At 73.3% G+C, this 26,173-nt stretch carries 21 protein-coding genes; 12 read left to right on the forward strand and 9 right to left on the reverse strand.

Going from position 1 to position 26,173, the window contains the following annotated elements; all coding sequences use genetic code 11:
* Positions 1-4 precede the first annotated feature (4 nt).
* Together AB0399_RS09135 and AB0399_RS09140 are read left to right on the forward strand one after the other, a co-directional pair.
* A complete protein-coding gene (locus tag AB0399_RS09135) occupies positions 5-1,285 on the forward strand; it encodes a cytochrome P450 (RefSeq protein ID WP_329363126.1) in 1,281 nt (426 codons plus the stop codon).
* On the forward strand, positions 1,282-2,055 hold the full coding sequence (locus AB0399_RS09140) for a thioesterase domain-containing protein (RefSeq protein WP_329363128.1): 774 nt from the start codon (positions 1,282-1,284) through the stop codon (positions 2,053-2,055). Before AB0399_RS09135 ends, AB0399_RS09140 begins: the two co-directional genes overlap by 4 nt.
* Before the next feature lie 17 nt (positions 2,056-2,072).
* On the opposite strand, the gene AB0399_RS09145 is transcribed toward AB0399_RS09140, so the two are convergent.
* Positions 2,073-2,459 (reverse strand): DUF5655 domain-containing protein, encoded by a 387-nt coding sequence (locus AB0399_RS09145; protein ID WP_329363130.1) that lies wholly within the window; start codon positions 2,457-2,459, stop codon positions 2,073-2,075.
* 73 nt (positions 2,460-2,532) lie between these two features.
* Between AB0399_RS09145 and AB0399_RS09150 the strand changes: the two genes are divergently transcribed.
* The 4 genes from AB0399_RS09150 (at position 2,533) to AB0399_RS09165 (ending at position 8,861) form a co-directional block, all read left to right on the forward strand.
* A complete protein-coding gene (locus AB0399_RS09150) occupies positions 2,533-3,171 on the forward strand; it encodes a class I SAM-dependent methyltransferase (RefSeq protein WP_366410798.1) in 639 nt (212 codons plus the stop codon).
* The gene (locus AB0399_RS09155; protein ID WP_366410799.1) at positions 3,168-6,434 is read left to right on the forward strand and encodes a glycoside hydrolase family 38 C-terminal domain-containing protein; all 3,267 of its coding nucleotides are present in this window, start codon (positions 3,168-3,170) and stop codon (positions 6,432-6,434) included. Before AB0399_RS09150 ends, AB0399_RS09155 begins: the two co-directional genes overlap by 4 nt.
* A gap of 26 nt (positions 6,435-6,460) precedes the next feature.
* Positions 6,461-7,441: a nucleoside hydrolase gene (locus AB0399_RS09160; protein ID WP_366410800.1), complete on the forward strand. Its 981-nt coding sequence runs from the start codon at positions 6,461-6,463 to the stop codon at positions 7,439-7,441.
* 106 nt (positions 7,442-7,547) lie between these two features.
* Entirely contained in the window at positions 7,548-8,861 is a 1,314-nt protein-coding gene (locus tag AB0399_RS09165) for a cation:proton antiporter (protein ID WP_366410801.1), read from the forward strand.
* Positions 8,862-8,883: 22 nt separating this feature from the next.
* Here AB0399_RS09165 and AB0399_RS09170 read toward each other — a convergent pair whose 3' ends face one another.
* From AB0399_RS09170 to AB0399_RS09195, 6 genes are all read right to left on the reverse strand, one after another.
* Positions 8,884-12,399, reverse strand: coding sequence for an SAV_2336 N-terminal domain-related protein (locus tag AB0399_RS09170; protein WP_366410802.1), 3,516 nt, complete (start codon positions 12,397-12,399; stop codon positions 8,884-8,886).
* Positions 12,400-12,406: 7 nt separating this feature from the next.
* Entirely contained in the window at positions 12,407-13,354 is a 948-nt protein-coding gene (locus tag AB0399_RS09175) for a MoxR family ATPase (RefSeq protein ID WP_329363141.1), read from the reverse strand.
* 6 nt (positions 13,355-13,360) lie between these two features.
* Complete coding sequence (locus tag AB0399_RS09180; protein WP_366410803.1) at positions 13,361-15,469, reverse strand: trypsin-like peptidase domain-containing protein; 2,109 nt, start codon at positions 15,467-15,469, stop codon at positions 13,361-13,363.
* 57 nt (positions 15,470-15,526) lie between these two features.
* Entirely contained in the window at positions 15,527-16,090 is a 564-nt protein-coding gene (locus AB0399_RS09185; RefSeq protein WP_366410804.1) for a CU044_2847 family protein, read from the reverse strand.
* A 55-nt stretch (positions 16,091-16,145) separates the two neighbouring features.
* Positions 16,146-16,889: a DUF4232 domain-containing protein gene (locus AB0399_RS09190; RefSeq protein WP_366410805.1), complete on the reverse strand. Its 744-nt coding sequence runs from the start codon at positions 16,887-16,889 to the stop codon at positions 16,146-16,148.
* A 499-nt stretch (positions 16,890-17,388) separates the two neighbouring features.
* Positions 17,389-17,775, reverse strand: coding sequence for a helix-turn-helix domain-containing protein (locus tag AB0399_RS09195; RefSeq protein ID WP_329363148.1), 387 nt, complete (start codon positions 17,773-17,775; stop codon positions 17,389-17,391).
* Positions 17,776-17,867: 92 nt separating this feature from the next.
* On the opposite strand from AB0399_RS09195, the gene AB0399_RS09200 reads away from it, so the two are divergent.
* Positions 17,868-18,707: an NAD(P)H-binding protein gene (locus AB0399_RS09200; protein ID WP_366410806.1), complete on the forward strand. Its 840-nt coding sequence runs from the start codon at positions 17,868-17,870 to the stop codon at positions 18,705-18,707.
* A 200-nt stretch (positions 18,708-18,907) separates the two neighbouring features.
* Here AB0399_RS09200 and AB0399_RS09205 read toward each other — a convergent pair whose 3' ends face one another.
* A complete protein-coding gene (locus tag AB0399_RS09205) occupies positions 18,908-19,834 on the reverse strand; it encodes a LysR family transcriptional regulator (protein WP_366410807.1) in 927 nt (308 codons plus the stop codon).
* A gap of 94 nt (positions 19,835-19,928) precedes the next feature.
* On the opposite strand from AB0399_RS09205, the gene AB0399_RS09210 reads away from it, so the two are divergent.
* From AB0399_RS09210 to AB0399_RS09230, 5 genes are all read left to right on the forward strand, one after another.
* Entirely contained in the window at positions 19,929-21,038 is a 1,110-nt protein-coding gene (locus AB0399_RS09210) for an epoxide hydrolase family protein (RefSeq protein WP_366410808.1), read from the forward strand.
* Complete coding sequence (locus AB0399_RS09215) at positions 21,035-21,259, forward strand: hypothetical protein (RefSeq protein ID WP_366410809.1); 225 nt, start codon at positions 21,035-21,037, stop codon at positions 21,257-21,259. The genes AB0399_RS09210 and AB0399_RS09215 overlap by 4 nt, the downstream gene beginning before the upstream one ends.
* Positions 21,256-22,146 (forward strand): fumarylacetoacetate hydrolase family protein, encoded by an 891-nt coding sequence (locus AB0399_RS09220; RefSeq protein WP_366410810.1) that lies wholly within the window; start codon positions 21,256-21,258, stop codon positions 22,144-22,146. The genes AB0399_RS09215 and AB0399_RS09220 overlap by 4 nt, the downstream gene beginning before the upstream one ends.
* 126 nt (positions 22,147-22,272) lie before the next feature.
* A complete protein-coding gene (locus tag AB0399_RS09225) occupies positions 22,273-23,145 on the forward strand; it encodes a hypothetical protein (protein ID WP_366410811.1) in 873 nt (290 codons plus the stop codon).
* A gap of 266 nt (positions 23,146-23,411) precedes the next feature.
* Complete coding sequence (locus AB0399_RS09230) at positions 23,412-24,911, forward strand: FG-GAP repeat protein (protein ID WP_366410812.1); 1,500 nt, start codon at positions 23,412-23,414, stop codon at positions 24,909-24,911.
* A 478-nt stretch (positions 24,912-25,389) separates the two neighbouring features.
* Here the strand turns inward: AB0399_RS09230 and AB0399_RS09235 are convergent, their stop codons facing one another.
* Positions 25,390-26,103, reverse strand: coding sequence for a DUF429 domain-containing protein (locus AB0399_RS09235; protein WP_366410813.1), 714 nt, complete (start codon positions 26,101-26,103; stop codon positions 25,390-25,392).
* Between the last annotated feature and the right edge of the window lie 70 nt (positions 26,104-26,173).

A 26,173-nucleotide genomic window follows, 5' to 3' on the forward strand; every position in this document is an offset into this window, starting at 1 on the left:
GACTATGCGGAACGCACTCACCACTGACGACCTGACCGTGCCGCTGGACACCATCGACCTCTTCGACCCCGAACGCTACGCGGGTGGCACCCAGCACCCCGCCTGGCAGACCCTGCGCGAGCGGGCACCGGTATGGCCGCAGACCGGTCCGGGAGGCGCCCGCTACTGGTCGGTGACCCGCTACGACGACGTCCTGCGGGTCATCAAGGACCACCGGACCTTCAGCTCGGAGCACGGCACGATCCTCGCCGTGCTCGACGGCGACCTGGCCGGCGGGCGCACCATCAACCTGATGGACCCGCCGCGTCACACCGCCGTGCGGGTGCCGACGATGCGGCTGCTGTCCACCGGCGCGATGCTCCGCCACGAGGACCGCGTCCGGGCCAACGTGCGGGCCCTGCTCGCGCCGTTGAGCGGCGGCGGGGTCGTCGACCTGGCACCGCTGGTGCTGCCGCTGCCGCTCGCGGCCGTCGGTGACGTGATCGGCATCCCGAGCGAGCACTGGGCCGACGTCGCCCGTTGGACCATGGCCGGAGTCGCGCCGGCCGACCCGGCGTTCCACGACGGAAGCGTGCAGGAGACCCTGCGGACCGCGCACCACGAGCTCTTCGCGCTCTTCCACAGCCTTGTCCGTGCGCGCAGGTCGCGACCGCGGGACGACATCATCACCAGCCTCCTCGCGGTCGAGGCCGACGGGCGCCGGTTCACCACCGAGGAGGTCGTCCTCAACTGCTACAGCTTCATCATGGGCGCGAACACCACCACCCCCCACGTGGCCGCCCACCTGCTGCTCGCCTTCGCCGAGCAGCCGGAGCTCTGGCACGCGCTGCGCGCCGAACCGCACCGGGTCGAAGCGGCGGTCGAGGAGGGACTGCGCTGGGCCACCCCCACCAACCACCTGGTGCGCCGCGCCAAGCACCGCACCACCATCGCCGGTACCGAGATCGCGCCCGCCGAACTGGTCTGCGCGTGGGTGGCGTCGGCCAACCGGGACCCGTCCCGCTTCACCGACCCCCACCGTTTCGATCCGCGGCGCACGCCGAACCCGCATCTCGCCTTCGGAAACGGCATCCACTTCTGCAACGGCGGTCCCGCCGCCCGCCTGGTCCTTCGCGTGCTGCTGGAGGAACTGCTCCCGGCGGTCGAGCGGTGGGAGCCGGCCGGCGAGGTACGGCACCTGCACTCGAACTTCATCAACGGGATCACCGGCCTCCCCCTGCGCGTGCACCTCGCGGGACGGGAGAAGGGCTCTCGCGGCCGGCAGGACCCGCGGGTGAGCGCATGACCGGCGGCCCGCGGTCCACCCGACCGGACGACGTGCCCCCGACCGACCGCTGGTTCATCCGGCCGGTCCCCGACGGTGAGGCGCTGCTGTTCTGCCTGCCCTACACCGGCATGGGCGCCTCGACCTACCACGACTGGCCCGCCTCGGGTCTCGGTGCCTTCCAGGTCGTGCCGCTGCAACCGCCGGGCCGGGAGGGCCGGTTCCGGGAGGAGGCGCACCCGACGCACGCGGCGTTCGCCGCGGACCTGGTGACGGCCATCGAACCCCACGTCCGCGGCCGGCGCTACGCCTTCACCGCGCACTGCGGCGCCGTCCCGTACGCCCTGGAGACGATCCGGCTGACCCGCGAGCGGGGACTGGCCCCGCCGGTACGGCTGTTCGCGTCGTCGTGGGGCGCCCCGCACCGCGGCCTGTACGGCCGGCTCAACCATGTCGACCTGGCCGCGTTCGACGCGGTCGCCGAGGTCAGGAGCATGGCGCGGCAGGTGGGCCGCCCCCTGCCCGACGACCTGGCGGAGCTGGCCGCCGAGGTGCTGGCGGCGGAACTCGCCGTCCAGCGCGGCTACTCCTACCGGCCGGCCGAGCCGCTGCCCTGCCCGGTGAGCGTCATCGGGTGGAGCCGTGACGACGTCGTCCCCGACCGTGAGGTGCATGACGGGTGGGACGAGTGCGCGCCGGTGAGCCACCACACGCTGGACGGTGGGCACCGCGACTACCTGCGCTGCCCACCCGCCCTGCGTGACCTGATCGCGCGCGCGGCCGGCCGGTGAGCGCGGCGGCGCCGCTGCTACCGGGTGGGCGGCTGGTCGAGGTGGTCACCCTGGCCGACGGCGTACGCCTCACCGACCCAGCCGGCGAACTCGTCGTCCAGTTCCTCCAGCGAGGTGACCCGGAAGTGCAGCACGAACAGCCGCTTGGTGTACGGCGCCGACCGGCGAATCCGCGGATCGGTGACGCTGCGCTGGAGGTCCAGGTAGCCGTCGAGCCGGTCCCGGCCCGGGCTCGCGCCGGCGAACCCCCGGCGCTCGCCCTTGAGGGTGATCGCCGACTTCGCCACGGAATAGGTGAACGACCCGCACGCTTCGGCCAGTTCGATGAAGCGGTGGTAGAGCGCGACGACTTCCGGCGGTTTGCCGACCAGGTGCCGCTCGACAGTCCATTCGTCGATTGCCATGCCGGCGATGGTAGCGACACTCCTGCACGCGTCCCAGCCCTCGCATGACCCACACCGACGAGAGGAACCACCGATGGACGGCGGATCAGACCACGCCTACGCCACCAGTGCCTGCGTGTGGGGCACCGACCCCGAACCCCTTCTGACGGAAACGGCCAGGGCCGCGCCGGTCTCCGGATGGCGCGTCCTCGACGCCGGCTGCGGGGAGGGCCGCAACACCGCCCACCTCGCGCGTCTCGGGGCCACGGTGCGCGCACTGGACATCTCCGCGCTGGCCATCGAGCATGCCGTGCGGACCTCCGGCGAGCTGCCCGGTGTCAGCTGGGAGCAGGCGGACCTCCGCGACGTCGAACTGCCCCTCGCCCACTACGACCTGGTCGTCGTCGACAGCGTCGTGCACTGGCTCGCCGACGCCGACGACGCCGTGCGCGTCATCACCCGGCTGCGGGAGGCGACGAAGCCCGGCGGCCGCCACCTCATGTGCTGCTTCAACGACCGGCACCAGGAACTGGACGGGCACCGGGCGCCGCCGCGCTTCATCCCCACCCATTCCTGGTGCCTCTCGCTCTACGACGGCTGGAGCGTCGAAGCGGTCCGCGACGAGACCTTCGTGTCGTCCCACGCCGGCGTACCGCGCGAGCACGGCCACTCCGTGACGAAGGTGGTGGCGCGCCGGCCCACGACGCCCGCGCCGCCGGAGGGGGCGTCATGACCACCGTGCAGAGTCCCGGGTCCGCCGCGGCCGCGTCGCGGCGGGTGGACCCGGACCCCTGGTGGAGCGACCCGCTGCGCGAACGGCTCACGGAGCTACGCGACATACTCGACCACAGCCGGTTCGGCTTCCCCGGTCAGCGCTGGGACATCACCGAGGGACCGGACCGGGGCCGGAAGGCCGTACAGACCTCCGGCGGGCACTTCGTCGGCCCCGAACTGCCCCCGGGCCGCACCGTGCGCATGCGCACCCGGCTGAAGGCGCCGCGGCGGCTGGGCCGGATCGAACTCGCCGGGGAGCGCCTGGACTGCCACGTGTTCAGCCGGTTCCCCTTCCGGCTGCGGTGCGACGGACGCGAGGTCGCGCGGTGCGACGACCCGCCGATCATCCGCGGCCGGATACTGACCGGCGTGCTGCCCGAGCTCGTGCCGGGCCGCGTCCACGAGCTGGACCTCACCATCGACGTCCCGGACAACCTGGTCGCCTACGGATTCCGGCTGGCGTTCTCCACGCCGCTGCTGCGCGAACGCTGGCACGACGCCGACCGCGCCTGGGCCCGGCTGCTGCTGGCGACGGAGCAGCGCCCGGACCTGCGCCCCGCCGTCCTGGCCGCCATCGACGAGCGCGCCGAGGAGTTTCCGGCCGCCACCGTCGACACGCTTCCCGACCTGCTCTCCGAGGTGCTCCCGCCGGTCCGTGCGGACCTGGAGCCCTTCCCCGAAGTCCACCTCGTCGGGCACGCCCACCTCGACCTGGAGTGGCTGTGGAACTGGGAGCAGGCCGGACGGGCCGCCAAGGCGGTCTGCGCCCGGGCTGTCGAGCTGCTGGACTCGCACCCCGACCTGTGCTTCAGCCTGAGCCAGCCCGTGGTGTACGAGATGCTCCGCGCGGAGGAGCCCGCCCTGATGGACTCCGTCCAGCGCCTGATCGACGGCGGGCGATGGGAACCGCTCACGGCCACCTGGGTGGAGCACGACATGAACGTGCCGTCGGCCGAGTCCGTCGCCCGCCAGCTCACCGAGGGGCTGCGCTACAGCGAGCAGGTGCTGGGGGTGCGCCCCCGGGTCTGCGTCGCCGCCGACACCTTCGGCCACCCCGCCACCCTTCCCGGTCTGCTGGCCCGGGCCGGCTGCACGGCGTACTTCCACACCCGCTGCCACCCGCTGCCGCGACACGGCGGACCCGCCTACCGGTGGACCGGACCGGACGGTTCGAGCGTGATCGGCGTGGTGACCGACGCCTACGACGGGGAGCTGCTCCACAGCCGGGTCGCCGAAGCGGCCGTGCAGGCACGCCGAGCGGGCCTGGACGTGGGGGTGCTGTTCTTCGACATCGACGGGCACACCGGGCAGGAGGTGCGAGAAGGGCTGGCCCGCCTGGCCCGGCACGCGTCCGGCAGCGGGCTCCCGGCAGCCCGCCCCTCCCGGTTGGACACCTTCGTCGACGCGGTGGCACGCGGGCCGCTGCCCGACTTCCAGGCGCTCCCCCCGACCATCTCGGAAGGCGCGTACACCACCCAGGCGGTGGCCAAGCAGAGCATCCGGCAGGCGGAGAGCGCCCTGTTGGAGGCGGAGGCGCTGTCCTGCATGGCGGGCCTGGACCAGCGCCGCGAGCTGCGCCAGGCCTGGCGCGCCCTGCTCTTCCGGCAGAACCACGACACAGCGGCGGGTACCGCGATGGCCGATGTCTACACCCGGCTCGCCGCCGACTCCGCCGCCTGGAGCCGGACCGTCGCCCGGCTGCGCGACGCCTCGCTGGCGCGGCTGCCCCTCCCGCCGGACGCCGACCTCGTGGTGGCCAACCCGACACCCTGGCAGCGCGAGGAGTGGATTCGCGCCGACGACGCCGTGCTTCGCTCCCACCGCGCCCCGACCGTGGCTGTCTCCACCGGCGGGGAGCGGTTCGCGCTGCAACGCACCGGCACCGGCACGGGGTTCCTGGCGCCCGTCGGGCCCTGGGAGGTCGGCGCGTTCCGCCTCGAGGAAGGCGAGCAGCCCCCCGCGCCGCCGGACGCGATCCTGGAGTGCGGCAGCCACGGCGCCCCCGAGGTCTTCGTCGGCGAGGAGAACCGCAAGGAGTTCTTCGCGGTGCGCAACCGGTTCTTCTCCTTGCTGGTCAGGGGAGACGCCGGCGCCATCGTCTCGCTGACCATGCGCGAGGGGCACCGCGAACTCGTGGCGTACGGCACCCGACGCAGGACCACGTTCCCCAACACGGCGCGCCCCGAGCTGGGGCTCAACGTCCTGCAGATCGCCCGCGAGCGACCGCACGCGATGTCCGCCTGGCACCTGCACGAGGTCCACCAGGAGGTGTCGCTGATCCACACCGGCCGTACCTCCTGGCGCGAGCAGGGCCCGCTGCGGGCCGTGCTGCGCACCGAGCACGCGGTCGGAGCCACCTCCGTCGTGCAGGACCTGACGGTCTATCGGGATCTGCCCCGCATCGACGTGACCCTGCACGTCGACTGGCACGAACCCGTCGGCGACGCGCACGGCGCCGCGGCGTTGAAGGTGGCGTGCACTCCCGATCTGCCAGCTGCCCGCGTGCACGCGGCGGCCGCCGCCGGTGTGGTCGAGGTGTCCGCCAACGGCCAGGAGCGCCCGATGCAGCGCTGGGTGGACGTCGGCGACGGCGCGCACGGCGTCGCGCTGGTGTCGGAGGACCGCTTCGGCTACGACGCGCTGGGGCCGCGCGTGCGCATGACCGTGCTGCGCAGTGCCTACGATCCGGCCGCCGGATCGGACCTCGGCTCGCACACCTTCCGCTACAGCATCGTGCCGCACCCCGGCACCTGGCAGGACGCCCGCCTTCCGTTGCTGGCCGAGCGGTTGGTCCGGCCGGTCGTCGTCGGCGCGCCGGGCCGGCCGGCCGCGCAGGCGCAGGGCCGGCGACCGGTGCCGGTGCCGGTGCCTGTGCCGCTGCCTGTGCCATTGCCGGTGCCGACCGCGGACAGCAGCGGGCTGGTCGGCGCGGTCAAGCGGGCCGACGGCGGCGACGGCGGCGACGGCGGCGACGGGCTGATCTACCGCGTCGCCGACTGGTCCGGCCGCGGCGGCCGCACCACCCTCGAAGGGCTGCCGCCCGACGTGGAGTGCCGGCGGACGACGCTCACCGAGCAGCCCGGGGAGCGCCTGCCGGTCGACGCGGGCCGGCTCACCGTGACGTTGGCACCGTGGGCGTTCGAGACGTTCCTTCTCCGCTCGCCCTCGTTCTCGCCCGCGGCACCGCCCCGTCCCGACCCGCGTGACGCACCCCGAGGGTGACCGCGCCACCAGAAGGAGTCCCACCGATGACGCCTATGCCGATCGTGCTGGACAGCGATCCCGGTCTCGACGACACGGTCGCGCTGCACTACCTGCTCACCCGACCGGAATGGGATCTCCGGGCCTACACGGCGGTGGGCGGAAACCTCCCGGTGGACGGCACGTTCCGCAACGCGCGGGCGATCGCGGCCGCGTTCGGGATCGACGCGGACGTGCCCGTCCACCGCGGCGCCGGACGGCCGATCAGCCGGGTCACCGTGCGATCGGACTTCCACGGTCCCGAGGGCCTGGGCCGGCAGACGCTTCCCGACTCGCGCGTCCGGCCGCCCGCCGAGGACGCGGTGTCGGCCCTGCTGCGCCTCAGCCGCCGCTTCGAGGGCGAGTTGACGGTCGTGGCCACCGGACCGCTGACGAACGTGGCCGCCGCGCTGGTCCTGGACCCGGGGTTCGCCCGGCGGGTGCGGGCCTTGGTGTTCATGGGCGGCGCGGCCCGGGTGCCCGGGAACATCACCCCCGTCGCGGAGTTCAACATCTGGGCCGATCCGGACGCCGCCGACATCGTCGTGTCCAGCGGGATCGAGTTCACCATGGTGGGGCTGGACGCCACCCAGCTGGCCGTCTTCGACCGGTCCGACCTGGCGGTCATGGAGGAGCACGGCGGCGCCGGAACGGAACTGTCCGCACGCGTCCTGCGCGACTACCTCGCCGCGTACGCACGGTTCACCGGTCAGGAGCACTGCTTCCTGCACGACCCGCTCGCGGTCGCGGTCGCCACCGATCCCCGCTTCGCGGCGCTGGAACACGGTGCCGTCGTCGTCGGCTGCGACCTCGGGCTGGGCCGGGGCCGCACGGTCTTCGTGCCGGAGGTCGAGACGAACAACCCCAACCTCCCGCCGGGCATCAGCGAACGCCTCGACATGTGCGGCCGGGTGGCCGTCGGCGCCGGCACCCGCGACTTCGTCCCCGACTTCCTCGCCCGGCTCACCGGTGGCGCCCACCCCTCCTGATCCCGGTACCGGCCCCTCCCGATCCCGGAGCCCGGCCGCGCGCCCGCCGTGCACACCGCGGACGTTCCCACGCCTCCCTCGATCCGACGACCCCGCGAGGTAACCAGTGGCTCAGAACCCGACCCAACTCCTGGCCGAGGCCATGGCCGACGTCTCGGTGGTCCTGCTCGTCAGTGCCGCCCTGACCCCGCTCTTCCGGCGGCTCCGGCAGCCCCAGGTGATCGCCGAGATCATCACCGGCATCGCCCTGGGCCCGAGCCTGCTCGGGCTGCTGCCCGGGAACCTGCCGCACCGGCTGTTCCCCCCGGCCGTACGACCGGACCTGGCAGCCATCGCCCAGGTGGGCATCCTGCTGTTCATGTTCCTCGTCGGCTGGCAGATGAACGCCGCGGAGATCCGGCGCAGCAAGAACGCCGTACTCGGCCTCTCGCTCGCGTCCATCACGCTGCCGTTCGTCACCGGACTGCTGCTGGCGACATGGCTGTTCCACGACCACGCCGAAGTCGCCGGCCACCATGTCGGCGAGTCGGCCTTCGTGCTCTTCGTGGGCACGGCCATGGCCATCACCGCGTTCCCGGTACTGGCCCGGATCATCCTCGAACACCGTCTGCAGATGACCAGGGCGGGCGTGCTCGCTCTGGGCAGTGCGGCGATCGGCGACGTCCTCGCGTGGTGCATGCTCGCCGTCGTCTCCGCCGTCGCGGTGTCGGACGGCCCCGGGAAGCTCCTCGGCATCGTCGGGTACTCCGCGCTGTACGTCGTGGTGCTGGTCGTTGCCGTCCGGCCGCTGGTCAGGCTGCTGGTCGTCCGCGCCACCCGCAACGGCGACGTCTCCCCGCTCCTCCTCGGCGTGTTCGCCAGCGGCGCGTTCCTCGCCGGCTACGTCACCAACCAGATCGGCCTCGACGCCATCTTCGGGGCGTTCTCCTTCGGCCTGATCATGCCGCGCGAGGCGCACCGCTCCCTGCAACTGCGGGTCCGGATACCGATGGAGCACGTGACCGCGCTGCTCCTGCCGGTGTTCTTCGTCAGCACCGGCCTCGCCGTCGACGTCACCCGGCTCGGGGGCGGCGGAGTGCTCGAACTGCTGGCCATCTGCGGGGTCGCCAGCCTCGGGAAGCTGCTCGGCGGGACCGGCGCGGCCCGCCTGTCGGGCCTTTCCTGGCGGGAGTCCCGCACGGTCGGGTTCCTGATGAACACCCGCGGTCTGACCGAGCTGATCGTCCTCAACGCGGGCGTCACCATGGGTGTGCTGGACGGCCGCATGTTCACGATGATGGTCATCATGGCGCTGGTGACCACGGCGATGGCCGGCCCCTTCGTCCCGCACCTGCCCTACGCCCGCGCGGACGAACCCGTCACCGCCGAGCCCGCCGAGTCCACCGAGCCCGCCGAGCCGCTGAAAGGGAGCGGACGATGACCGCCCGCCCGACGGGTGATCCTCAGGTGTCGGTCCCGCCCGTCCGTGGAGTGCCCTCGTCCGGGGGCGGGTTCGGGGGGCCCGCCGGTCGCTGGTCGTGGTCCTGCTGCGCCCGTACGAAGTCCTCGGCGACCATCGCGGAGAGGTCGAAGTACGCCTCTCGGGTCTTGGGTCGCAACCTGTCGAGGTCGACCTCGGCGCCGGTGGCGAGGTGTTCGTCGAAGGGGACGACCTGGACTCCGCGGCAGCGGGTCCGGAAGTGCGCCACGATGTCGTCGACCCTGATCATCTTGCCGGTCTCGCGCACCCCGGAGATGACGGTGACGCTGCGGGCGACGAGTTCGGCGTATCCGTGGGCGGACAGCCAGTCGAGGGTGGTGCTGGCGCTGGAGGCGCCGTCCACGGACGGCGTCGAGACGACGATCAGCTGGTCGGCCAGGTCCAGCACCCCGCGCATCGCGCTGTAGAGCAGCCCGGTGCCCGAGTCGGTGAGAACCAACGGGTACTGGCGGCCCAGCACGCCCATGACCCGGCGGTAGTCCTCGTCGTTCAACGCCGACGAGACCGCCGGGTCCACGTCGTTGGCGAGGACCTCCAGACCGGACGGCGCCTGCGAGGTGAACCGCCGGATGTCCATGTAGCTGGTGAGGTACGGGATGGCCTGGACCAGGTCGCTGGTCGTCGCACCGGTCTCCCGGCGCACCCGGCGCCCCAGCGTGCCCCCGTCCGGGTTGGCGTCGAACGCCAGGACCTTGTCCTGCCGCTCACTGGCGAGCGTGGCACCCAGCCCGACGGTGGTCGTCGTCTTGCCGACACCACCCTTCAAGCTGATGACCGCGATCCGACAACACGCCAGCACCGGCGTACGGATCAGCTCCAGCTTCCGCCTCCGCTCCGCCTCCTGCTCCTTCCTGCCGCCGATCCTGAACCGGGACGGCTGCGTGTTGGCACCGGGTCTCGGCCTCGGCTGGTCGCGCAGCAGCCGGTCGGAGGACAGCTCCACCGCCGCCGTACGACCCAGCGGCGCGGCGCCGCCGAGGGGGGACAGGGCCGGCTCGGGGCGCCCCCACCCCGCCGGCGCGGGATGAGCCTCCAGGGATGCCGCGAAGGCGTCGGCGAGCGCGCGGGCGGTGGGCCGTTCCCGCGGGTCCTCGTGGACGCAGCGGTCCAGCATCCGGCGCAGCTCCTGGGGCAGGCTCGCCATCTCGACGAGATCGATCGCGACACGGCCCTGGAACTGGCGCAGCGCCCGGCCGGCGCACACCTCCTTCAGCAGGAGTCCGAGCACGTAGACGTCGGTCGCGGAGCCGTACACCGTGCCCAGGTCGCCGAATTCGGGGGCACGGTACCGGGGCGGCCCGCGATGCGCGGACAGCGGTCCGGGCGGCCGGCCGTCGATCTGCGTGCGTGCCCAGCTGGTGATGTACGCCGTGCCCCGCGCGACGGTGATCGACCTCGGGTTCAGGCCCAGGTGCACCATGCCCTTGAGGTGACAGATACTCAGCGCCTCCGCCAGATGCCAGCCGAGGGTCCGGAAGCGCCGGCCGCCCCCCATGGGGCCCTCGGCGGCGACCAGCGCGGTGAGCGAGGGCGCGGGGTCCATGGCGTCGTCGGTGATCAGCTCGGTCGCCAGCCACGGTGGCCGCTCGTCGATCCCCTGGGTGAGGATGCGGGGGGCGTACCGCCCGTTCATCCGTCGCAGTGCCTCGGTCTCGACGGACATGAGTTCGCGGGCGAGGGCGACTTCCGGGGTACGCGGCACGCGGACCAGGGCCGACCCGCCCCGGGCGTCCCGGCCCAGGTAGTTCACCGCGAAGCTGCCCCGGTCGTTGCGCCGCAGCAGCCGGTACGGCCCCAACTGCCGCAGATCTTGGGCCCGCAGCTCCTCCCAGTCACCGCTCGCGGCGGGGGCCCCCGCGGTGGGGGCCGGGTCGAGCCGTGAGGGCACCGGCGCCTCCGGCCCGCCGGGTCCGGCCGCCTCTCCTTCGGGTTCCCGCACGTCCGGGAGGCTCGCGCCCATCGTCCGCAGCAGGCCCGGGCCGAGTGCGGTGAACGGGCGCGCGCCGGCGGACAGCCGCGCGCTGCCGCCAGGATGCGGCAGCCACGCGGGGAACCGGTCGGGTCGCGGGTCGAGGGCGGCGAGCTGTTCGGCCACCGCACGGCTGGTGGCGGCGAGTTCGGCGGTGGGCACGGTGTCGAGGAGGATCTGCCGGGCGGCCGGGTCGAAGCGGAAGCTCTGCCGGTGCGGTGGCTGCCCGTCGGCGACCGGGCGCATGAGCCCGCCGAGGAAGACCTCCACGAGGTGCGCCGTCTCGCACGTCCACGGCACGGCCTGCTGGATCAGCCGCATGACCGGCACCGAGACCGTGCCCACCACGGCCAGGTGGGCGGCGAGGCGGTACGCCTCGGACGACGCGGCGTCCCGGAAGCGGAGTACGGCCTCGGCGGGATCGGTGCTCCGGGTGGGCGCCGGGTTCCGCCGCTGCGGGGCGTACTGCGGTGCCAGCAGCGGCAGGACCGCCGTGGCGCCGCCGGAGCCGACCAGCCGTGCCCACGCGGCGACCGACGCCGGCTCGGGCCGGAGCACCGGCACCGGCACGTCGTCGAAGTCCACGGTGCCGGGCGGCAGGAGCGGATCGTCGACGGTCCACGTCCCGTTGGCGGCGGCGGCCTGACGGGACGTCACCCGCCACGGGTCCGCGCGGATGCCGGAGCCCTGCCACAGGCGTGGCGGCAGCACGTGCATCACGGCTGTCGGCCCCACTCCCGCCCAATGGTCGAGGACGCCGCGCATCCGGCCGTCCCGCCACGCCTCGCCGACCCCGTCGCTCACGACCAGGACGAGGCTGCGCCCCGACGGGTCGGCGGCCACCGCGGCCGGCAGCCGGGCGCCCGGCGTGAAGGGACGGGACGACAGGTACGGCGCGTCGGCGCCCCGGCTGCCCAGGCCGTGGACGCGCACGGCGCGGAACGCCCCCAGGCGCTCCAGCAGCATGCGCAGTTCGGCGCCGAGCCGACGCCACAGGAGCATCGACAGGCCGTCGTCCACCACGAGCACCAGGTCCAGCCCGCGCTCCCGCGCGGGCCGCAGCACCACGTCGGGCAGCCCGGTCTCCGCGTACGCGGCGGCCGTCGCCGGCTCGTCCAGCTCGGTGCGGCGCGCGGCCGGCCGGCTGACCCGCAGCGGCCTGAGGGCTCGTCCCAGCGGGAGCGTGCCGGCGCCCAGCGCCCGCTCCCCGGGCAGGCCGACCGGCAGGGCCCGGGTCCCGGGCGCGGTCGCCTCGGCGTCGGGCCGCCGGCCGCCGGCGTGCACCGGCACGGTCGCCGGCTCCGGAACGGGCGCCGGGGAGTCCGCCGCCTCGGGGTCCGCCGCCGCCTGCTCCGGCTGCACGGCCGGTGCCGGGACCGCGCCCACCGCCTCGGCCAGCGGGGCGCGTGCGCCGCGCGGCACCCGGCGAGCCAGCCACAGGACGTCCAGCAACTCCTCCGGGTCCAGGGTGACTCCGCAGGTGTCGAGGACGCTCAGCAGCCGCTCCACCGGGCCGTCACACCGTCCGGCCCAGGCGGTGGAGCACCGCGTCCAGGAGGCCGTCCGCGTCGGTGTCCACGCCGCCGACGCGCAGGAAGACCGCGTTCAGCAGCTGGTCGGTGGCCAGTTCGCCCGCCACCCGGCGGTTCTCGAAGACCTCCAGCAGGTCCTCGGCCTGGGCCAGTCCCTCCGCACCGAGGTGGGCGGCGACGATGTCCCGGAGCCGGTCGCGGTCCGGCTCGGGCAGGTCCAGCCGTACGCAGCGGCGCAGGAACGCGGGCGGGAAGTCGCGCTCACCGTTGCTGGTGATGACCACCACGGGGAACTCGCGGCAGAACGCCCGTCCCCGTTCGACCCGCACGTGCTCGCCGTTGTCCTCGGTCAGCACGTCCACGGCGGACTGCTCCTCGGGCAGCCGGGCCAGTTCCGGGATCTCGAACTCGCCGTCCTCGAAGGCGGCCAGCAGGTCGTTGGGGAGGTCCACGTCCCCCTTGTCGAGCTCGTCGACGAGCAGGACGCGTGGCCGTCCCCGGTGGGCGAGTGCCGTCCCGAGCGGCCCCAGCCGTATGTAGGTGCCGATGCCCGGCTCCGCCTCGCCCCGGTCGCGGCTCAGCGTGGTCTCCCTCAGCCGTCCGATCGCGTCGTACCGGTAGAGCGCGTCCTGAAGGGTGGAGCGGCTGTTGATCGGCCAGCGCAGCACGCGCCCCAGGCCGAGTTCATGGGCGAGGGCGTGCGCCAGCGAGGACTTGCCGCTGCCCGGATGGCCGGTGACCAGCAGCGGGCGGCGCAGGTGGAGCGCCGCGTTGACGATGTGCGTCTCCCGCGCGCCGATCAGGTACGGCCGGCCGCGCGCACCCTGCTCGCCGCTGAACCGGCGCCAGGGCGGGGCGGTCGGCAGGTCCGGCCGCCGGGCCTGCCCGTCGCCCTTGAACAGTTGCCAGTCGTGGTCATGGATGTCGGTCATCGGTCCTCACGCCTCGGTGCCTTCGGGGTCGGCGAGCCAGAGCCCGTCGGGCAGTTGCCGGTCCGGGTCCTCCCAGACGAGCGCGGGGCGGGCCGGGTACTTCGCCGGGTCCGCGTAGGCGTCGACCCGGAAGCGCCGCACCCTTTCGTGCAGGCCGTCGAGCGGCCCGGCGGGGCCGACCGGATCGAGCCTCGGCGCGTGGTCGTACCCGTCCGCGTTCCGGTCCCACAGCACCACCGGCACGCCCAGTACCAGGCAGGCGCGCAGCACCGTGTCGCGCTGGCCGCGGGGGCCGTGGATCACCACCCGTCCGCAGTCCCGGTCCTGCTTCAGCCGGACGATCGCCGACTTCGGGTCGGTGGCGCGCCCGTCGACCACCAGGGGTTCGGCGAGCGCGCGGTCGGCCCAACGGCGGGCGAGCGCCGAGGCGTTGCGGCGTACGGCCTTGCAGCGCAGCACCACGTGGTGCTCCTCGCCCAGCGGTGCGGCCAGGCCGTCGCCGGGGTCGGCGCCGTCCCACTCGTCCACGGGCAACTGGAGCTGCGCGTCGTCCACCCACACCTCGACCAGTGCCGTGTCGCCCTCGCCGCCGTCCGCCGCCTGCCGGACGAGCCGGGCGATCACCGCGGCGGGCAGGGCCCGGTCGGGGCCGGTCTCCACCCGCGCCGGGGTGCCGTCCGCCCGGGTCCGCCACAGCGCGCAGCGGAAGTGGTGGTCCGGGTCGCCCTCGCGCCGGTCCAGTTCCACCACGACGGTCCGCTGGTGCCCTTCACGCTGCCGGGCCGCCCACTCGGCGGCGTCCTGCCGGCGTTCGGCCAGCGCCGCGCCGGGGATGCCCAGCCGGCGCGCGACCCGGTCGTTCCAGGCGCGCAGCGCCGGCAGGTCCGCGCCGTTCGTATGGAGCGCCGCCACGTACTCGACCACGCGCAGCAGCGCCGGGACCCGGGGCGTGTCGTACGGGACGCGGGCGCTGTCCCCGCCGAAGGACTCCAGCGCCCGGACGGCCTCGTCGAGCGCACCGGACGGCAGCCGGGAGGCGCGCAGGACCGCGGGCAGGCGCGCGTACGGCAGGGCTCCCTGCGTGGCGCGGGGCAGCAGCGTCCGATCCGCGTCGCAGCGCCCGCCGAGGTGTTCCAGCAGTTCGTGGTGCTCGCCGGCCGACAGCAGCAGGGCGGCCCCTTCGCCGTGGGCGAGGCCGACCAGTTCGTCCAGCGCGGCCCGCCCGGCCCGCGTGGTCAGGGTCGGCGCGTGGATCTCCGCGAAGTCGGCGGTGCCTCGGGGGTGCCGCAGCAGGAAGGCGGCCAGTTCCTGGTAGGCGGGCGCCGATCCGTCTCGCGGGCGGTCCAGCCCGTGGAGTTCGGCGAGTTGGCCGGCGCGGTCGGCACGGAGCACGGGGTCGCCCAGCAGGACGGCCAGCGGCTGCGCCATGCGCGCCACCAGGTGGCCGTACGGTGCCGGCGGCGCCGCGGTCAGCGCGCTCATCACGCGATCGGGCACTCCGGCCGCGGCCAGTTCGGCGCGTACCGCCTGCCACGGGATCGCGATGCCCCGGCGGATGACGTCGCCCGGCGAGAACGGTCCCGCGGGCGCCGGAAGGTGCGCCACCACCAGGCCGACGGCGGTCCCGTCCGGCAGGCACAGCGGGCCGCCGCTATAGCCGGGGCCGAGGGCCGCGCCCGCCAGGGTGCCGTCCAGGTAGCCGAGCGGGCCGTCGCAGGAACCGACGTCCACCTTGGCGTAGCTGTACTCCTGACCGGTGCCGTACCAGGCCACCAGGTGCTGCCCCGCCACCATGTTCCGCCAGGCGGGCGGCCGGGCCGCCGAGGGCGGGTCATCCCGCAGTTCCAGCACCGCGAGGTCCGCGAGCCAGCCCAACGCGCCGGGCTCCGCGGCACGCCGCGGTATCCAGTGCCGTACCCGTGCCCGCCGCCGCCCCGTCCCCGGCAGCGCGGCGAACGCCACGTCGACCCACGCGTCCGCGGGTTCGGCCACGGACTCCAGCGGCAGGCCCAGGGCTTCGTTGACCACGTGCGCGCACGTCAGCAGCCAGCGGCCCGACATCTGCACGGCGGCGCCCGCGGTCCGCCCGCTCTTCGCGGCGAGGACCGTGATCACCGCTTCCCGACCATGCCCGCCGCCACCGTCCACGGGCGGCCCGAACCACCCCATGGGCTATCGCGCCCCCGGGCCGGGCGCCGCGGGCGGGGTCTCCGCTCCGGACGCGGCGGGGGCGGAAGCGGGCGCGGGCACGGCGGCGGGCGCGGGCACGGCGGCGGGTGCGGGCACAGGACCGGGTGCGGGCACAGGACCGGGTGCGGGCACAGGACCGGGTGCGGGCACAGGACCGGGTGCGGGCACGGCGGCGGGGGCCGGGACCGGCCGCCACGTGGCGCACACCTTCATACTCGCCTGACCGTTCGCTCCGACGATGCCCAGCTTGAGGTCCTGCCCGATCTGGACGCCGAGTTCGACGCTCACCTCCTGCGGAGGGTGGTCCAGCGCACTCAGGCTGTCCTGGACTTCCTGGAGCACCAACCCGATCGGCCGCAGCACCCCTCGCAGCGTGCCGGCGGCCAGCCTGGCGGCGCCGGCCCCCCGTCCGACCGGGACGGGAGCGCTGAAACCGTCGGGCAGGTCGTCCGGCTCCCCCTCGCCCGAAGGGGGCTGCCCGACCGGGGCAAGCTCCACCCGGACCAAGGAGTCGTCGGCGAGGCGGAGTTCGGCGAAGTCAGGCACTCCCCCATTGTGCCGCGAGCCGCACCGCCGCGCTCCGGAACCGGCGCGCAAGCGGTCAGCCGCCCTGGCCGGCGCTGCCGATCGGGCCGACCTCCACGCCGTGGCCACCGCTGTCCGTGCCGGTGGGCAGCGAGGCCTGGCCCGGCCAGCGCAGGGTGACCGACTTCGTGTCGTCGGGCGCGGTCACCCGCAGCCCGGTGATCCGGGCCCCGGTGCCGCCCGTCTTGTTGAGCGGGTAGTTGACGTTGAAGTCCACCTCCTGCCCGTTCTTGAGGCTCATCGTGGTGGCCGGCGCACCGACGCGCTTCGCGGACACCGTCCCCACGTTGGTCGTCAGGTCGACGCCGGCGAACCCGGCGAGCGTGCAGGTCCGGCCGCTGTCGTTCTTCAGCCCCACCGCGACGCTGCCGGCCGCGTCGCCGTCGATGAAGGTGTCCGTCGCCGTGATCTTCAGGTCGCCGGTGCGGCACTTGCCGACCTTGCCGCTCGCGTCGGACCCGGACCCGCCGGCCGTGCTCTGCCCGCCGGAGCCGGTCGTGGCCTTGCCCGAACCGCCCGAGCCCGAGCCGCCGCCCGAGGACGACGTGCCGGTGGCCGTGCTCTGCCCGCCGGAGCCCGTCGCGGTCTGGTCCGAACCGCCCGAGCCCGAGCCGTCCGAGTCCGAACCGCCGCCCGTGGACGTCACCGTGGACGAGGACGTCGGGTCACTGTGCGCCGAGCTGTCGTCGTTGTTGCAGGCGGTGAGCGAGAGTCCCGCGGCGACGATCACGGCGGCGAAGGTGAGCTTGTGGACGCGCATCTTTTCTTCCTCGGTGTCGGTTGGAGGCTCCGGTTGCCCGGTGCGAGTCGATACGGACCGGTGCGAGTCCGTACGAGTCGATACGAGCGAGCGTTCCTGATCACCAGGACTCGGCCGGCCTGGCCGGCCGTTCCACCCAACTGCCCGCTAGGACACCCCTGTTACACACCCATCCCGGGCGCCCCACGCGCCACCACCGGCGACATCCCGCGCGCGCCGCGCCTCCCGCGCCCCTCCCCCGCCCCCGTCCGGCGCGGAAAACCTGTCCGCACGCTGTGTGCCGCGACGCTCCGGCGCGCGGCCGTCGACGGCCCGAGTCGGCGGTTCCCGGCCGGAGTTCCGCACCTGGCCGCGGCCGCCCCCGCTGGGACAGACCCGTGACCTGACGAATCTTGACCTCGACGACGGGGAATGCCCGCCGGGCGAAGCGCACCACCCCCGCGCCGGGCGACGAGCGCTGCGGCTACGGCTACGGCTACGGCTACGGCTACGGCTACGGCTACGAGTGCGGCTGCCAGTCCGCGCCGTCGGCCGACAGCCGCCGGGTGATCCGGTCGAACAGCTCCGTCAGCGGCTCGCCGACGTCACGGCCGAACTCGGTGAGCCCGTAGGTGACCTGGGGCGGCGTCGTCGGCTCGACCTCCCGCCAGACCAGGCCGTCCCGGACCAGCACGCGCAGCGTCTGGGCGAGCATCTTCTCGCTGATGCCCTGGATGCTCTCGCGCAGCTCGTAGAACCGAAGGGCGTTGCTCCGCAAGGAGATCAGCACCCAGATGCCCCACCTGCTGGTCACGTGGTCGACCATGTCGCGCGCGGGGCAGTCGGTGTGAAACACGTCATACGGCTTCCCTGCCCCGGCCTGCCTGAACTGCGCGCCTCCCGCCATGTATTGAGCTTACCTCAAGGTATGTCCTTACCAAAAGTTAGCCCAGGCTCCTAGCGTGAAGGCCACACAGGACATCCGACAAGGAGCTCGAAATGATCGTGGTGACCGGGGCCACCGGCAACATCGGCAGGCCGTTGACGCGGGAACTGGCCCAGGCGGGCCGGAAGGTGACGGCGGTGTCACGGCACGCGGCGGCGGTGCCGGACGGCGTCCGCCACGTGGTGGCCGACCTCGCCGAGCCGGCCGGCCTCAAGCCCGCGCTGGAGGGCGCGAAGGCACTGTTCCTGCTGCTCTCCGGCGACCTGCACGCCGGCGGAGCCCAACCCGCCGACATCATCGGCGAAGCCGCGGCCGCCGGGGTCCGCCGGGTCGTGCTGCTCTCCACGCAGGGCGTGGTGACCAGGCCCTCCGGCCCCACCCGGATCGCGATGCGCGCGCTGGAGGACACGCTGCGGGAGTCCGGGCTGGAGTGGGCGATCCTGCGGCCGGGCGGCTTCGCCTCCAACGCGCTGTGGTGGGCCGATTCCGTCCGCACCGGGCAGGTCGTCGCCGCGCCCTTCGGCGACATCGGGGTACCGATCATCGACCCGGCGGACATCGCCGCGGTCGCGGCGGCCTGCCTGCTGGAGGACCGGCACGCCGGCGGCGTCTACGAGTTGACCGGCCCGGAGGTGATCACTCCGCGCCGGCAGACCGAGGCCATCGCCGCCGCGCTCGGCTCGCCGGTACGGTTCCACGAACTCACCCGCGACGAGGCCAAGGCCGCCATGGCGCGGAGCATGCCGGCCGAACTCGCCGACGACACGCTGGACATCCTCGGTTCCCCGAGCCCGGCCGAGCTGCGCGTCAGCCCGGACGTCGAGCGGGTGCTCGGCCGTGCCCCGCGCCCCTTCGCCGACTGGGCCGCCCGCCACGTCGACGCGTTCCGCTGAGCCCGGTCGGCGGCGCCGAACCGCCCTTCGTGCACGGCGATTCACGGCGACCCCCGGCCGCGGGTCTACCGGCCCTCCCAGCAGACGGAGTGGTGCGCGGGACGCCCAAGGAGGAGATCCGCGATCTCGTCGGGACGCCGTGGCGGCGGACCAGGGCACGGGCCATGATCGCTTGCGTATGCGGGCGGAGCTGCCGCTGATCATGTCGTGCGGGTCGGTCCTGCACGGTGGGTTCCGGTCAGCAGAGCTTCGGCATGCTTGCGGAAAGCGGTGACCAGACGGCTGCGGTCGCCGGTGCGCGTGGCGAGTACGACCTGGCTCGGTTCGACCCCGTGCAACGGGACGGTGGTGAGGCTGGGATGCAGGCCGGTCGCGTGGTCGAGGGGCGGCCCGATGGCCACGGCCTGCCCGGCGGCGATGAGTTCGTGTTTGTCCTCAAGGGCTTCGACCAGGGGGCCGTCGGGCGCGGGCCGCCCGTCGGGCCGGGGATCGAGCCGCCAGTAGGCGTTCAGCAACGGGTCGGACTGGCGTACGTGGGGGATCGGCTCGTCGGCGATGTCGCCGAGGGTGACCGACTCCTTGCCGGCCAGACGGTGGTCCCGGGGCACGACCAGTACCCGCGGTTCGTCGTAGAGGACGGTGACGCGCAGCTGGTCGGTGGGGAACGGCAGGCGCGTCACCACCGCGTCGACGCGGTGCTCCAGCAGCGCGCCGCGCGAGTCGTTCCAGGCGAGCAGGCGGGTGTGGACCTCGGCATCGGGATTGCGGTCGAGCAGGGCGCGCACGGCCGGAGTGATGACCAGCCCCTTGGTGTAGCCGATGGTGATGCTGCTGGGCCGGGCCGCGGCCCGGGTGCGGGCCATCGCCTCGACCGCGGCGCGCAGCACCCCCTGGGCCCGGGGCAGGAAAACCTCGCCGGCCTCGCTGAGCCGGGTGCCGCGCGTGGTGCGGTCGAGCAGGCGGACGCCCACTTGCTGTTCGAGGCGGCGGATCTGCCGGCTCAGCGACGGCTGGGTGGTGTGCAGCGCTTCGGCGGCATGGCCGAAGTGCTGGTACTCGGCGACCACCGTGAAGCACTGCACCAGCCGGAGGTCGAGGTCCACGGGTGCGGGGAAGCGTTCGGACACCACCCCACTCTAGCTGGCCTTATACGCAGCCCGTATGACATGTGTCGGAACAATCATTGGACTGCGCGCTCGTCGCGGCCGCACCGTGGTGACCATGACATCGGACCGCGTGACACCGTTTCGTATCGACATTCCGGACAGTGCCCTGGAGGATCTGAAGGACCGGCTCCACCGGGTACGCCTTGCCGGCCGGGAGACAGCGCCGGACAGCAGCCAGGGGGTGCAGCGGGAGCGCCTTGAGGGGCTGCTGGAGTACTGGGCCACCGGGTACGACTGGCGCGATCTGGAGCGGCGGCTCAACGAGCTGGGCCAGTTCCGCACGACCGTCGACGGTCTCGGCCTCCACTTCATGCACGTACGCTCACCCCGCCCCGACGCCACCCCCCTGTTGCTGCTGCACGGATGGCCGGGCTCGTTCCTGGAGTTCCTCAAGACCGTCGGCCCGCTCACCGAGCACGGCTTCCACCTCGTCGTCCCCTCGATGCCCGGCTACGGCTTCTCCGACCAACCCGCCTCGACAGGCTGGGACCCGGACCGGATCGCCCGCGCGTACGGCGTGCTCATGTGGCGCCTCGGTTATGACTCCTACCTGGCCCAGGGCGGCGACTGGGGCGGTGTCGTCGCGACCCGCATGGGGGCGCAGCGCCTGACGGGCCTGCGTGCGATCCACGTCAACTTCCCTGAGTTCCTCGCCGCACCACCGGTCGGCGACGCCCCGACCCCTGAGGAGAAGGCCGCACTCGAACAGGGCAGCCGCTTCTTCGCCGTCCATTCCGGATACCACGTCGTGCAGCGCACCCGGCCGCAGACCATCGGCTACGCCCTGACCGACTCCCCGGCCGGGCAGGCCGCCTGGATCTACGAGAAGTTCCTCGACTGGGCCCGGCCCGACGCCCTCACCCCCGACGAGATCCTCGACCACATCTCCCTGTACTGGTTCACCGGCACCGCCGCTTCCTCCGCCCGCCTGTACTGGGAGTACGCCCGGCAGCCGCTCGCTCTGACCGAGCTGGACCTTCCCGTTGGGGTCAGCGTCTTCCCGGACGAACTGACGCGTACCCCGCGCGTCTGGGCCGAGCGCGCCTATCACGACCTGCGCTACTTCAACGACGACATCCCCGCGGGCGGCCACTTCGCCGCCCTGGAGCAGCCTGGGCTGTTCGTCGAGGAGATCGTCAAGTTCGCGCGGACGGTGGCCGCATGAGGACGGTCGTGATCACCGGGGGCACGGACGGCATCGGGCGCGGCCTCGCCCGTATCCACCTCGGGCGTGGGGACCGGGTCGTGGTCGTCGGGACGGACAAGGCCAAGGCCGAGCCCGGCGCCGTGCGCGAGGGAAGCGCCGTCCCCCGGGACCCTCAGGCATCCTCCCTCGCCGACGCGCGGCGGCTCTACGACCACACCCGGGAGGTGCTTGCCCGATGAAGTGGGTCAGCTACCGCTCCGCCGACGGCTCCACGCGCTGCGGCGTGGTGCACGACAACAAGATCCACGCCGTGGGCTCGGGCCTGTTGAAGCTGCTGCGCGCCGAAGGCGGGCTGGAGGCCGCGGCAACCAGAGAACCGTCTGAGATCGTCGAGTTGGCCACGGCCGACCTGCTGCCGCCGATACCGGTGCCCCCGGCGATCCGGGACTTCGCCGCGTTCGAACGTCACATCAGCAACGCGGGTAAGGCAGCCGTCGGCGACGGCAGGGTCAGCCCGGTCTGGTACGAGTATCCGCTCTTCTACTTCTCCAACCCGGCGGCGATCAAGGGACCGCACGACGAGGTCCCCATCGCCCCGGGCGCTCAGTTGTGGGACTACGAGGTCGAGGTCGCCGCGGTGATCGCCGGGGACTGCTCGAACCTTGACGCCGCCACCGCGGAGAATCACATAGCCGGCTACCTGGTCTACTGCGACTGGAGCGCACGCGATATCTCCGCGAGCGAGATGGGGTTCGTGTACGGCCCGTCCAAGAGCAAGGACGCCTCGACCAGCCTCGGCCCGTTCCTCGTCACCCCCGACGAACTGGAGCCCTACCGCTCGGGCAAAGGCTATGCCCTGCGGATGGACGGGTACGTCAACGATGAGCATTACGGCGGCGGCAGCTGGGACGAGATCCACTGGTCGTTCGGCGAGATGCTGGCGCACGCGTCGCGCGGTACCTCGCTGCGAGCCGGTGACATCCTCGCCAGCGGCCCCGTGGGCACCGGCTGCATCCAGGAGTTGTCCGGCCGCCGCCGCTACCTGGCACCGGGAGACACGGTCCGGATCGAAGTGCAGGAACTCGGCGCGATCTCCGCGCGGATCACCGCGCCAGAGCCGTCCTGACGTACCGGACGCACCGGACGCACCGGACGCACCGGACGCACCGGACGCACCACAAACGATCTTGCCCCTTCCACTTGTCGGGAGACCACCGAGATGCGTCTCGCCAGCACCTTCGCTCGCGCTGACATGGATCTGAACGCCGTCCGCGAGGTCAGCCTCACCATCAACGCGACCCACCTGTTCGTCTACTTCATCCCCGAGGCACCGGAAGAGGCCGCCAAGCTGGGCGTAACCGAGTACGCACCGGCGTACTTCGCGTTCCGGTCAGCCCCGATGGGCGCGGTCCCATGGCAGGTCACACTCGCGGCCTTCTACAACTTCAGCCCGCGGTCGGTGCGGGTCATGGCAGGCGTGTGGGACACGGCGACGCCAGAGGAGTGGCAGGCCGCCCGCTTCGCAGCCGTCGATCGTGCGTTGCGGCGCGTCGACGTGCGCCTCACCGCCGATCAGATCGCCGAGGCACGATCGCTGATCGCCCCGGTCGTCGCGAGCGCCGACTACGCCGGGAAGACGATGGCTGCCGCCAACGCCTCGGTCCCCCTCCCAGCCGATCCGCTCGTCGCGCTATGGCAGCAGATCACGGTGCTGCGCGAGTGGCGCGGCGACGCGCATGTCACCGTGCTCGCCGCCAACGACCTCGGGCCGTGTGACTGCAACGTGCTGCAAACCGCGACAGGTCACTTCCCGGAAGCGATCGCGCGCGCCACCCGGCTGTGGGAGGACGAGGAGGTGGCCGCGGCGACAACACGCCTCGTTGCTCGCGGCTGGCTCAACGCCGACGGCACCGCTACCGATGCCGGCATCGCGGCGCGCGAGCAGATCGAGGTCGAGACCGACGAGCACTGCGCGGCGCTGTGGACGCCGATCGGCGACGCCGACATCCGTCGTCTCACCTCGCTCATCATGCCGATCCACGACGCGTTCACCGCAGCCAGGACATACCCCTTCCGCGTGGAGAGGGGAGACACGCACTCCGCCGATCCGGAGCCCGCCAGGTAGGCCCCGTTCTCGTGCAACCGCACCGACCGCAAGGCGCCGGCCGGAACGGAACCCGCGCCGTAGCCGCACCGCGCCGCGCTCCGCACGTCACACGGCCGTACGCCCAGCGCTCGGGGCCAACCGGACGGGCGGCGGGGCGGGAGGCGGGCGGGCGCGGGGGCGTACAACCGTTCGCGGCGGTGGCCGGTCTGACGGGGCGGCGGGCGATCCGGGGTCTCCGGAGGCCGTCAGGCTGAAGGGGAGTGCGTATGTCCAGACCCAGACGTTTGTCCAGACCCGGACGTTTCCGTGTCCACTCGATGACGCTGGCGGCCGCGGTCGCCGTGGTGAGCGCCGTCGTCGCCCCCGGCACCGCGGCCCACGCGTCCGCCCCGAGCACCCGGGTCCCCCCGGTGGTGGACTTCAACGGCGACGGCCACGCCGACCTGGCGGTCGGCGCCCCCGGCGGCACGGTCGGCGGGGGCGCCGGCGCCGGCTACGTCTCGGTGGTCTACGGCGCCACCGGTGGCCTCGACGCCGCCACGCACGCGAGCTTCAGCCAGAACACCGCGGGCGTGCCCGGAGGAGCCGAGGCGGGCGACCACTTCGGCGCCAAGGTCCTCCCGGTGGACCTGAATCGGGACGGATACACGGATCTGCTGGTGGGCGCCCCCGGCGAGGACGTCGGCAGCGCGGTCGACGCCGGCATGGTCACCGTGCTGTGGGGCGGCGCGAAGGGCCTGGCCGGCGGGACCGCGGTCGACACCGGCGCCGTCGCCGGCCGGCATACGGGTCAGACCCTCGCGGCCGGCGACTTCGACGGGGACGGCGGCGTCGACATCGCGTATCTCACCGGCGCCGACATCCAAGTCCTCTCCGGCGTCGGCACGGACGGGCGCCCGGACCACCACGGCACCATCGTGACCTGGGAGGCGATGGGCAACGCCGGGATCATCACGGACGACCTGGCCGCGGGTGACGTCAACGGGGACGGCGTCAGCGACCTGGCCGTGATCGGCAGGGACGTGGAGACCCTGGACGACGGGCAGGCCCCGCTCTTCCTCGGCGGCTCGCACACCGGCGACAGCGTCGGCGGCCTCGCCTACCGGAGCAACCTCGTGGACGCCAAGGGCCACTGGCTGGAGGGCGACTCCGTGGCCATCGGCGACCTCAACGGCGACGGCTACGGCGACGTGGTCGTCGGCCACACCCACGAGGGCTACTACACCGACTCGCTGATCCCGTCCAAGGGCGGTGCGATCGGGGTGGCCTACGGCGGGCCCGACGGTGAGAGCACCACCGTCGCGCCGGTCTGGCTCAACCAGGACAGCGTCGGCGTGCCCGGCGTCGCGGAACCCGCCGACGCGCTCGGCACGGACGTCGCGGTCGGCGACGTCAACGGCGACGGCTACGCGGACGTGGTGGCCGGCGCGCCGGGCGAGGACCTCGACGGCGTCACCGACGCCGGCGACTTCCTCCTCTTCAAGGGCTCGGCCAAAGGTTTGACCGGCACCGGCTCGCAGGCGTTCAGCCAGGACTCCGCGGGCGTACCGGGCGCCGCGGAGGCACACGACCGGTTCGGCCGGACCGTCGCCGTCCTCGCCGCCACCGGCACCGACCGCGCCCAGGCAGCCGCCGGCGACCCGAGCGAGAACGCCGGGAACGGCGCGGTATGGGTCCTGCACGGCACCGCGGCCGGCCTGACCGGCAGTCACCCCGCGAACTTCGGCGCGGCGACCATGCACACACCCGTCACCGGGTCCGCCTTCGGCAGCACCCTCGGCTGACCGCCCCCGTCCCGGTGCGGGCGGGGTGGAAAGGGGTGTGCGGGGGCAGGGGCACCCCTGGCGGCAGCGCGGCCGGGCGGGCGGGCGAGCCGTCCCTCGCACGTGTCACCCCGCCGGATGCCGTGACCGTGTCGGGCGCGCGCTTGGAAAGCGCGTCGGGGGCACCCCCTCACGAGTTCGAATCCCGCATCCCCCGCCGGCGCCTCACCGGGCACGGCATCGTTGGCCCCCGCTGCTCGCAGCGGGGGCCACCCACGTTGTCTCAGCCCTCGTTGTCCTGCGTCTTGTCCACAGCGGCTGTCGGGCGAGCTCCCCCAGATCGCTGGACCGATCTTCCGGGCCACCTCCTTGAGCAAGTGGTCCGCAGCCCGACGCGATTCATAAGCGGTTGGCGCGGCGGCTTCGGTTCTCACAACCAGCACAGAATGCCGGATTCCGCGGCAGGTCTCCTCGCCGAGGATCATGTCCGATCGCCGACTCAGTACCAGATGGCCACGAGTCGGCCGGCGGCGTCCCGTTCTGCGGTGGCGGGCATGCGTTGCGCGGTCCCGACAGCGATGCGGTGCGCGGACCAGGCCGCCGCGGCGGCATCCAGTACATCGTCGGTGGGGACGGAGTCGGCCTCGCCGAGTTCGTCGCTGAGCGGAATACCCGCGGCGGTCAGGAGAGCGCGGCGTACGGCCTGACCCCGCCAGCTCCTCTTGCTGTGACTCAGCGGAGTACCGCCGGCCATGGCCTGGAACGAGACTTCGGGATGCACCTCATGAATGCGATCCGGATCATTGATCCAACACATGTACGCCTCACGGCGTTTGGAGGCCAGCGCCCATGCTTGCTGGCTGATCTTCTTCCCCGTGATCGTCAGGCATGCGGTGCTGGCAGCCGCGTAGTCGGCCTCATCCCAGACCGCCTTCGGGGCGGTGAGGAACACGCTGCTCCGGCGGGCCCCGAGATACGCGCGAGCTTGGATGTCTGCGGCGCGCCAACCCCTGTCGAGCAGTCCGAGAGGCATGTCGACCACGACGACATCGCACTCCCCCACCCGCGCGATGAGTGCCTTCAGGATGGCCTCGACCAGGCTGCTGTCAAACACACCGGCCGCCAGACGAATGCCGATCCAGCCCTGCTTGCCACAAGCATCGATTCCCAGGACGTTCATGGTCTCCTGCTTCAACATCGCGGACAGCGGCAAGCTCACAGTGTCCGGCAACGCCCGAGGGACCGGCCATCGCCCATTCCGTGGACGAGCAAGACCGCGCGAC

The sequence above is a fragment of the Streptomyces sp. NPDC088194 genome (genome assembly GCF_040702025.1).
GTDB lineage: Bacteria > Actinomycetota > Actinomycetes > Streptomycetales > Streptomycetaceae > Actinacidiphila.

What these genes read in the sequence shown, in the direction of transcription:
- AB0399_RS09200 (WP_366410806.1), top strand. Translation starts at nt 17,868, where the DNA reads ATGATCGTGGTGACCGGGGCCACCGGCAACATCGGCAGGCCGTTGACG.
- AB0399_RS09215 (WP_366410809.1), top strand. Translation starts at nt 21,035, where the DNA reads ATGAGGACGGTCGTGATCACCGGGGGCACGGACGGCATCGGGCGCGGC.
- AB0399_RS09190 (WP_366410805.1), bottom strand. Translation starts at nt 16,889, where the DNA reads ATGCGCGTCCACAAGCTCACCTTCGCCGCCGTGATCGTCGCCGCGGGA.
- AB0399_RS09145 (WP_329363130.1), bottom strand. Translation starts at nt 2,459, where the DNA reads ATGGCAATCGACGAATGGACTGTCGAGCGGCACCTGGTCGGCAAACCG.
- AB0399_RS09195 (WP_329363148.1), bottom strand. Translation starts at nt 17,775, where the DNA reads ATGGCGGGAGGCGCGCAGTTCAGGCAGGCCGGGGCAGGGAAGCCGTAT.
- AB0399_RS09220 (WP_366410810.1), top strand. Translation starts at nt 21,256, where the DNA reads ATGAAGTGGGTCAGCTACCGCTCCGCCGACGGCTCCACGCGCTGCGGC.
- AB0399_RS09225 (WP_366410811.1), top strand. Translation starts at nt 22,273, where the DNA reads ATGGATCTGAACGCCGTCCGCGAGGTCAGCCTCACCATCAACGCGACC.
- AB0399_RS09150 (WP_366410798.1), top strand. Translation starts at nt 2,533, where the DNA reads ATGGACGGCGGATCAGACCACGCCTACGCCACCAGTGCCTGCGTGTGG.
- AB0399_RS09155 (WP_366410799.1), top strand. Translation starts at nt 3,168, where the DNA reads ATGACCACCGTGCAGAGTCCCGGGTCCGCCGCGGCCGCGTCGCGGCGG.
- AB0399_RS09210 (WP_366410808.1), top strand. Translation starts at nt 19,929, where the DNA reads ATGACATCGGACCGCGTGACACCGTTTCGTATCGACATTCCGGACAGT.
- AB0399_RS09140 (WP_329363128.1), top strand. Translation starts at nt 1,282, where the DNA reads ATGACCGGCGGCCCGCGGTCCACCCGACCGGACGACGTGCCCCCGACC.
- AB0399_RS09160 (WP_366410800.1), top strand. Translation starts at nt 6,461, where the DNA reads ATGACGCCTATGCCGATCGTGCTGGACAGCGATCCCGGTCTCGACGAC.
- AB0399_RS09175 (WP_329363141.1), bottom strand. Translation starts at nt 13,354, where the DNA reads ATGACCGACATCCATGACCACGACTGGCAACTGTTCAAGGGCGACGGG.
- AB0399_RS09135 (WP_329363126.1), top strand. Translation starts at nt 5, where the DNA reads ATGCGGAACGCACTCACCACTGACGACCTGACCGTGCCGCTGGACACC.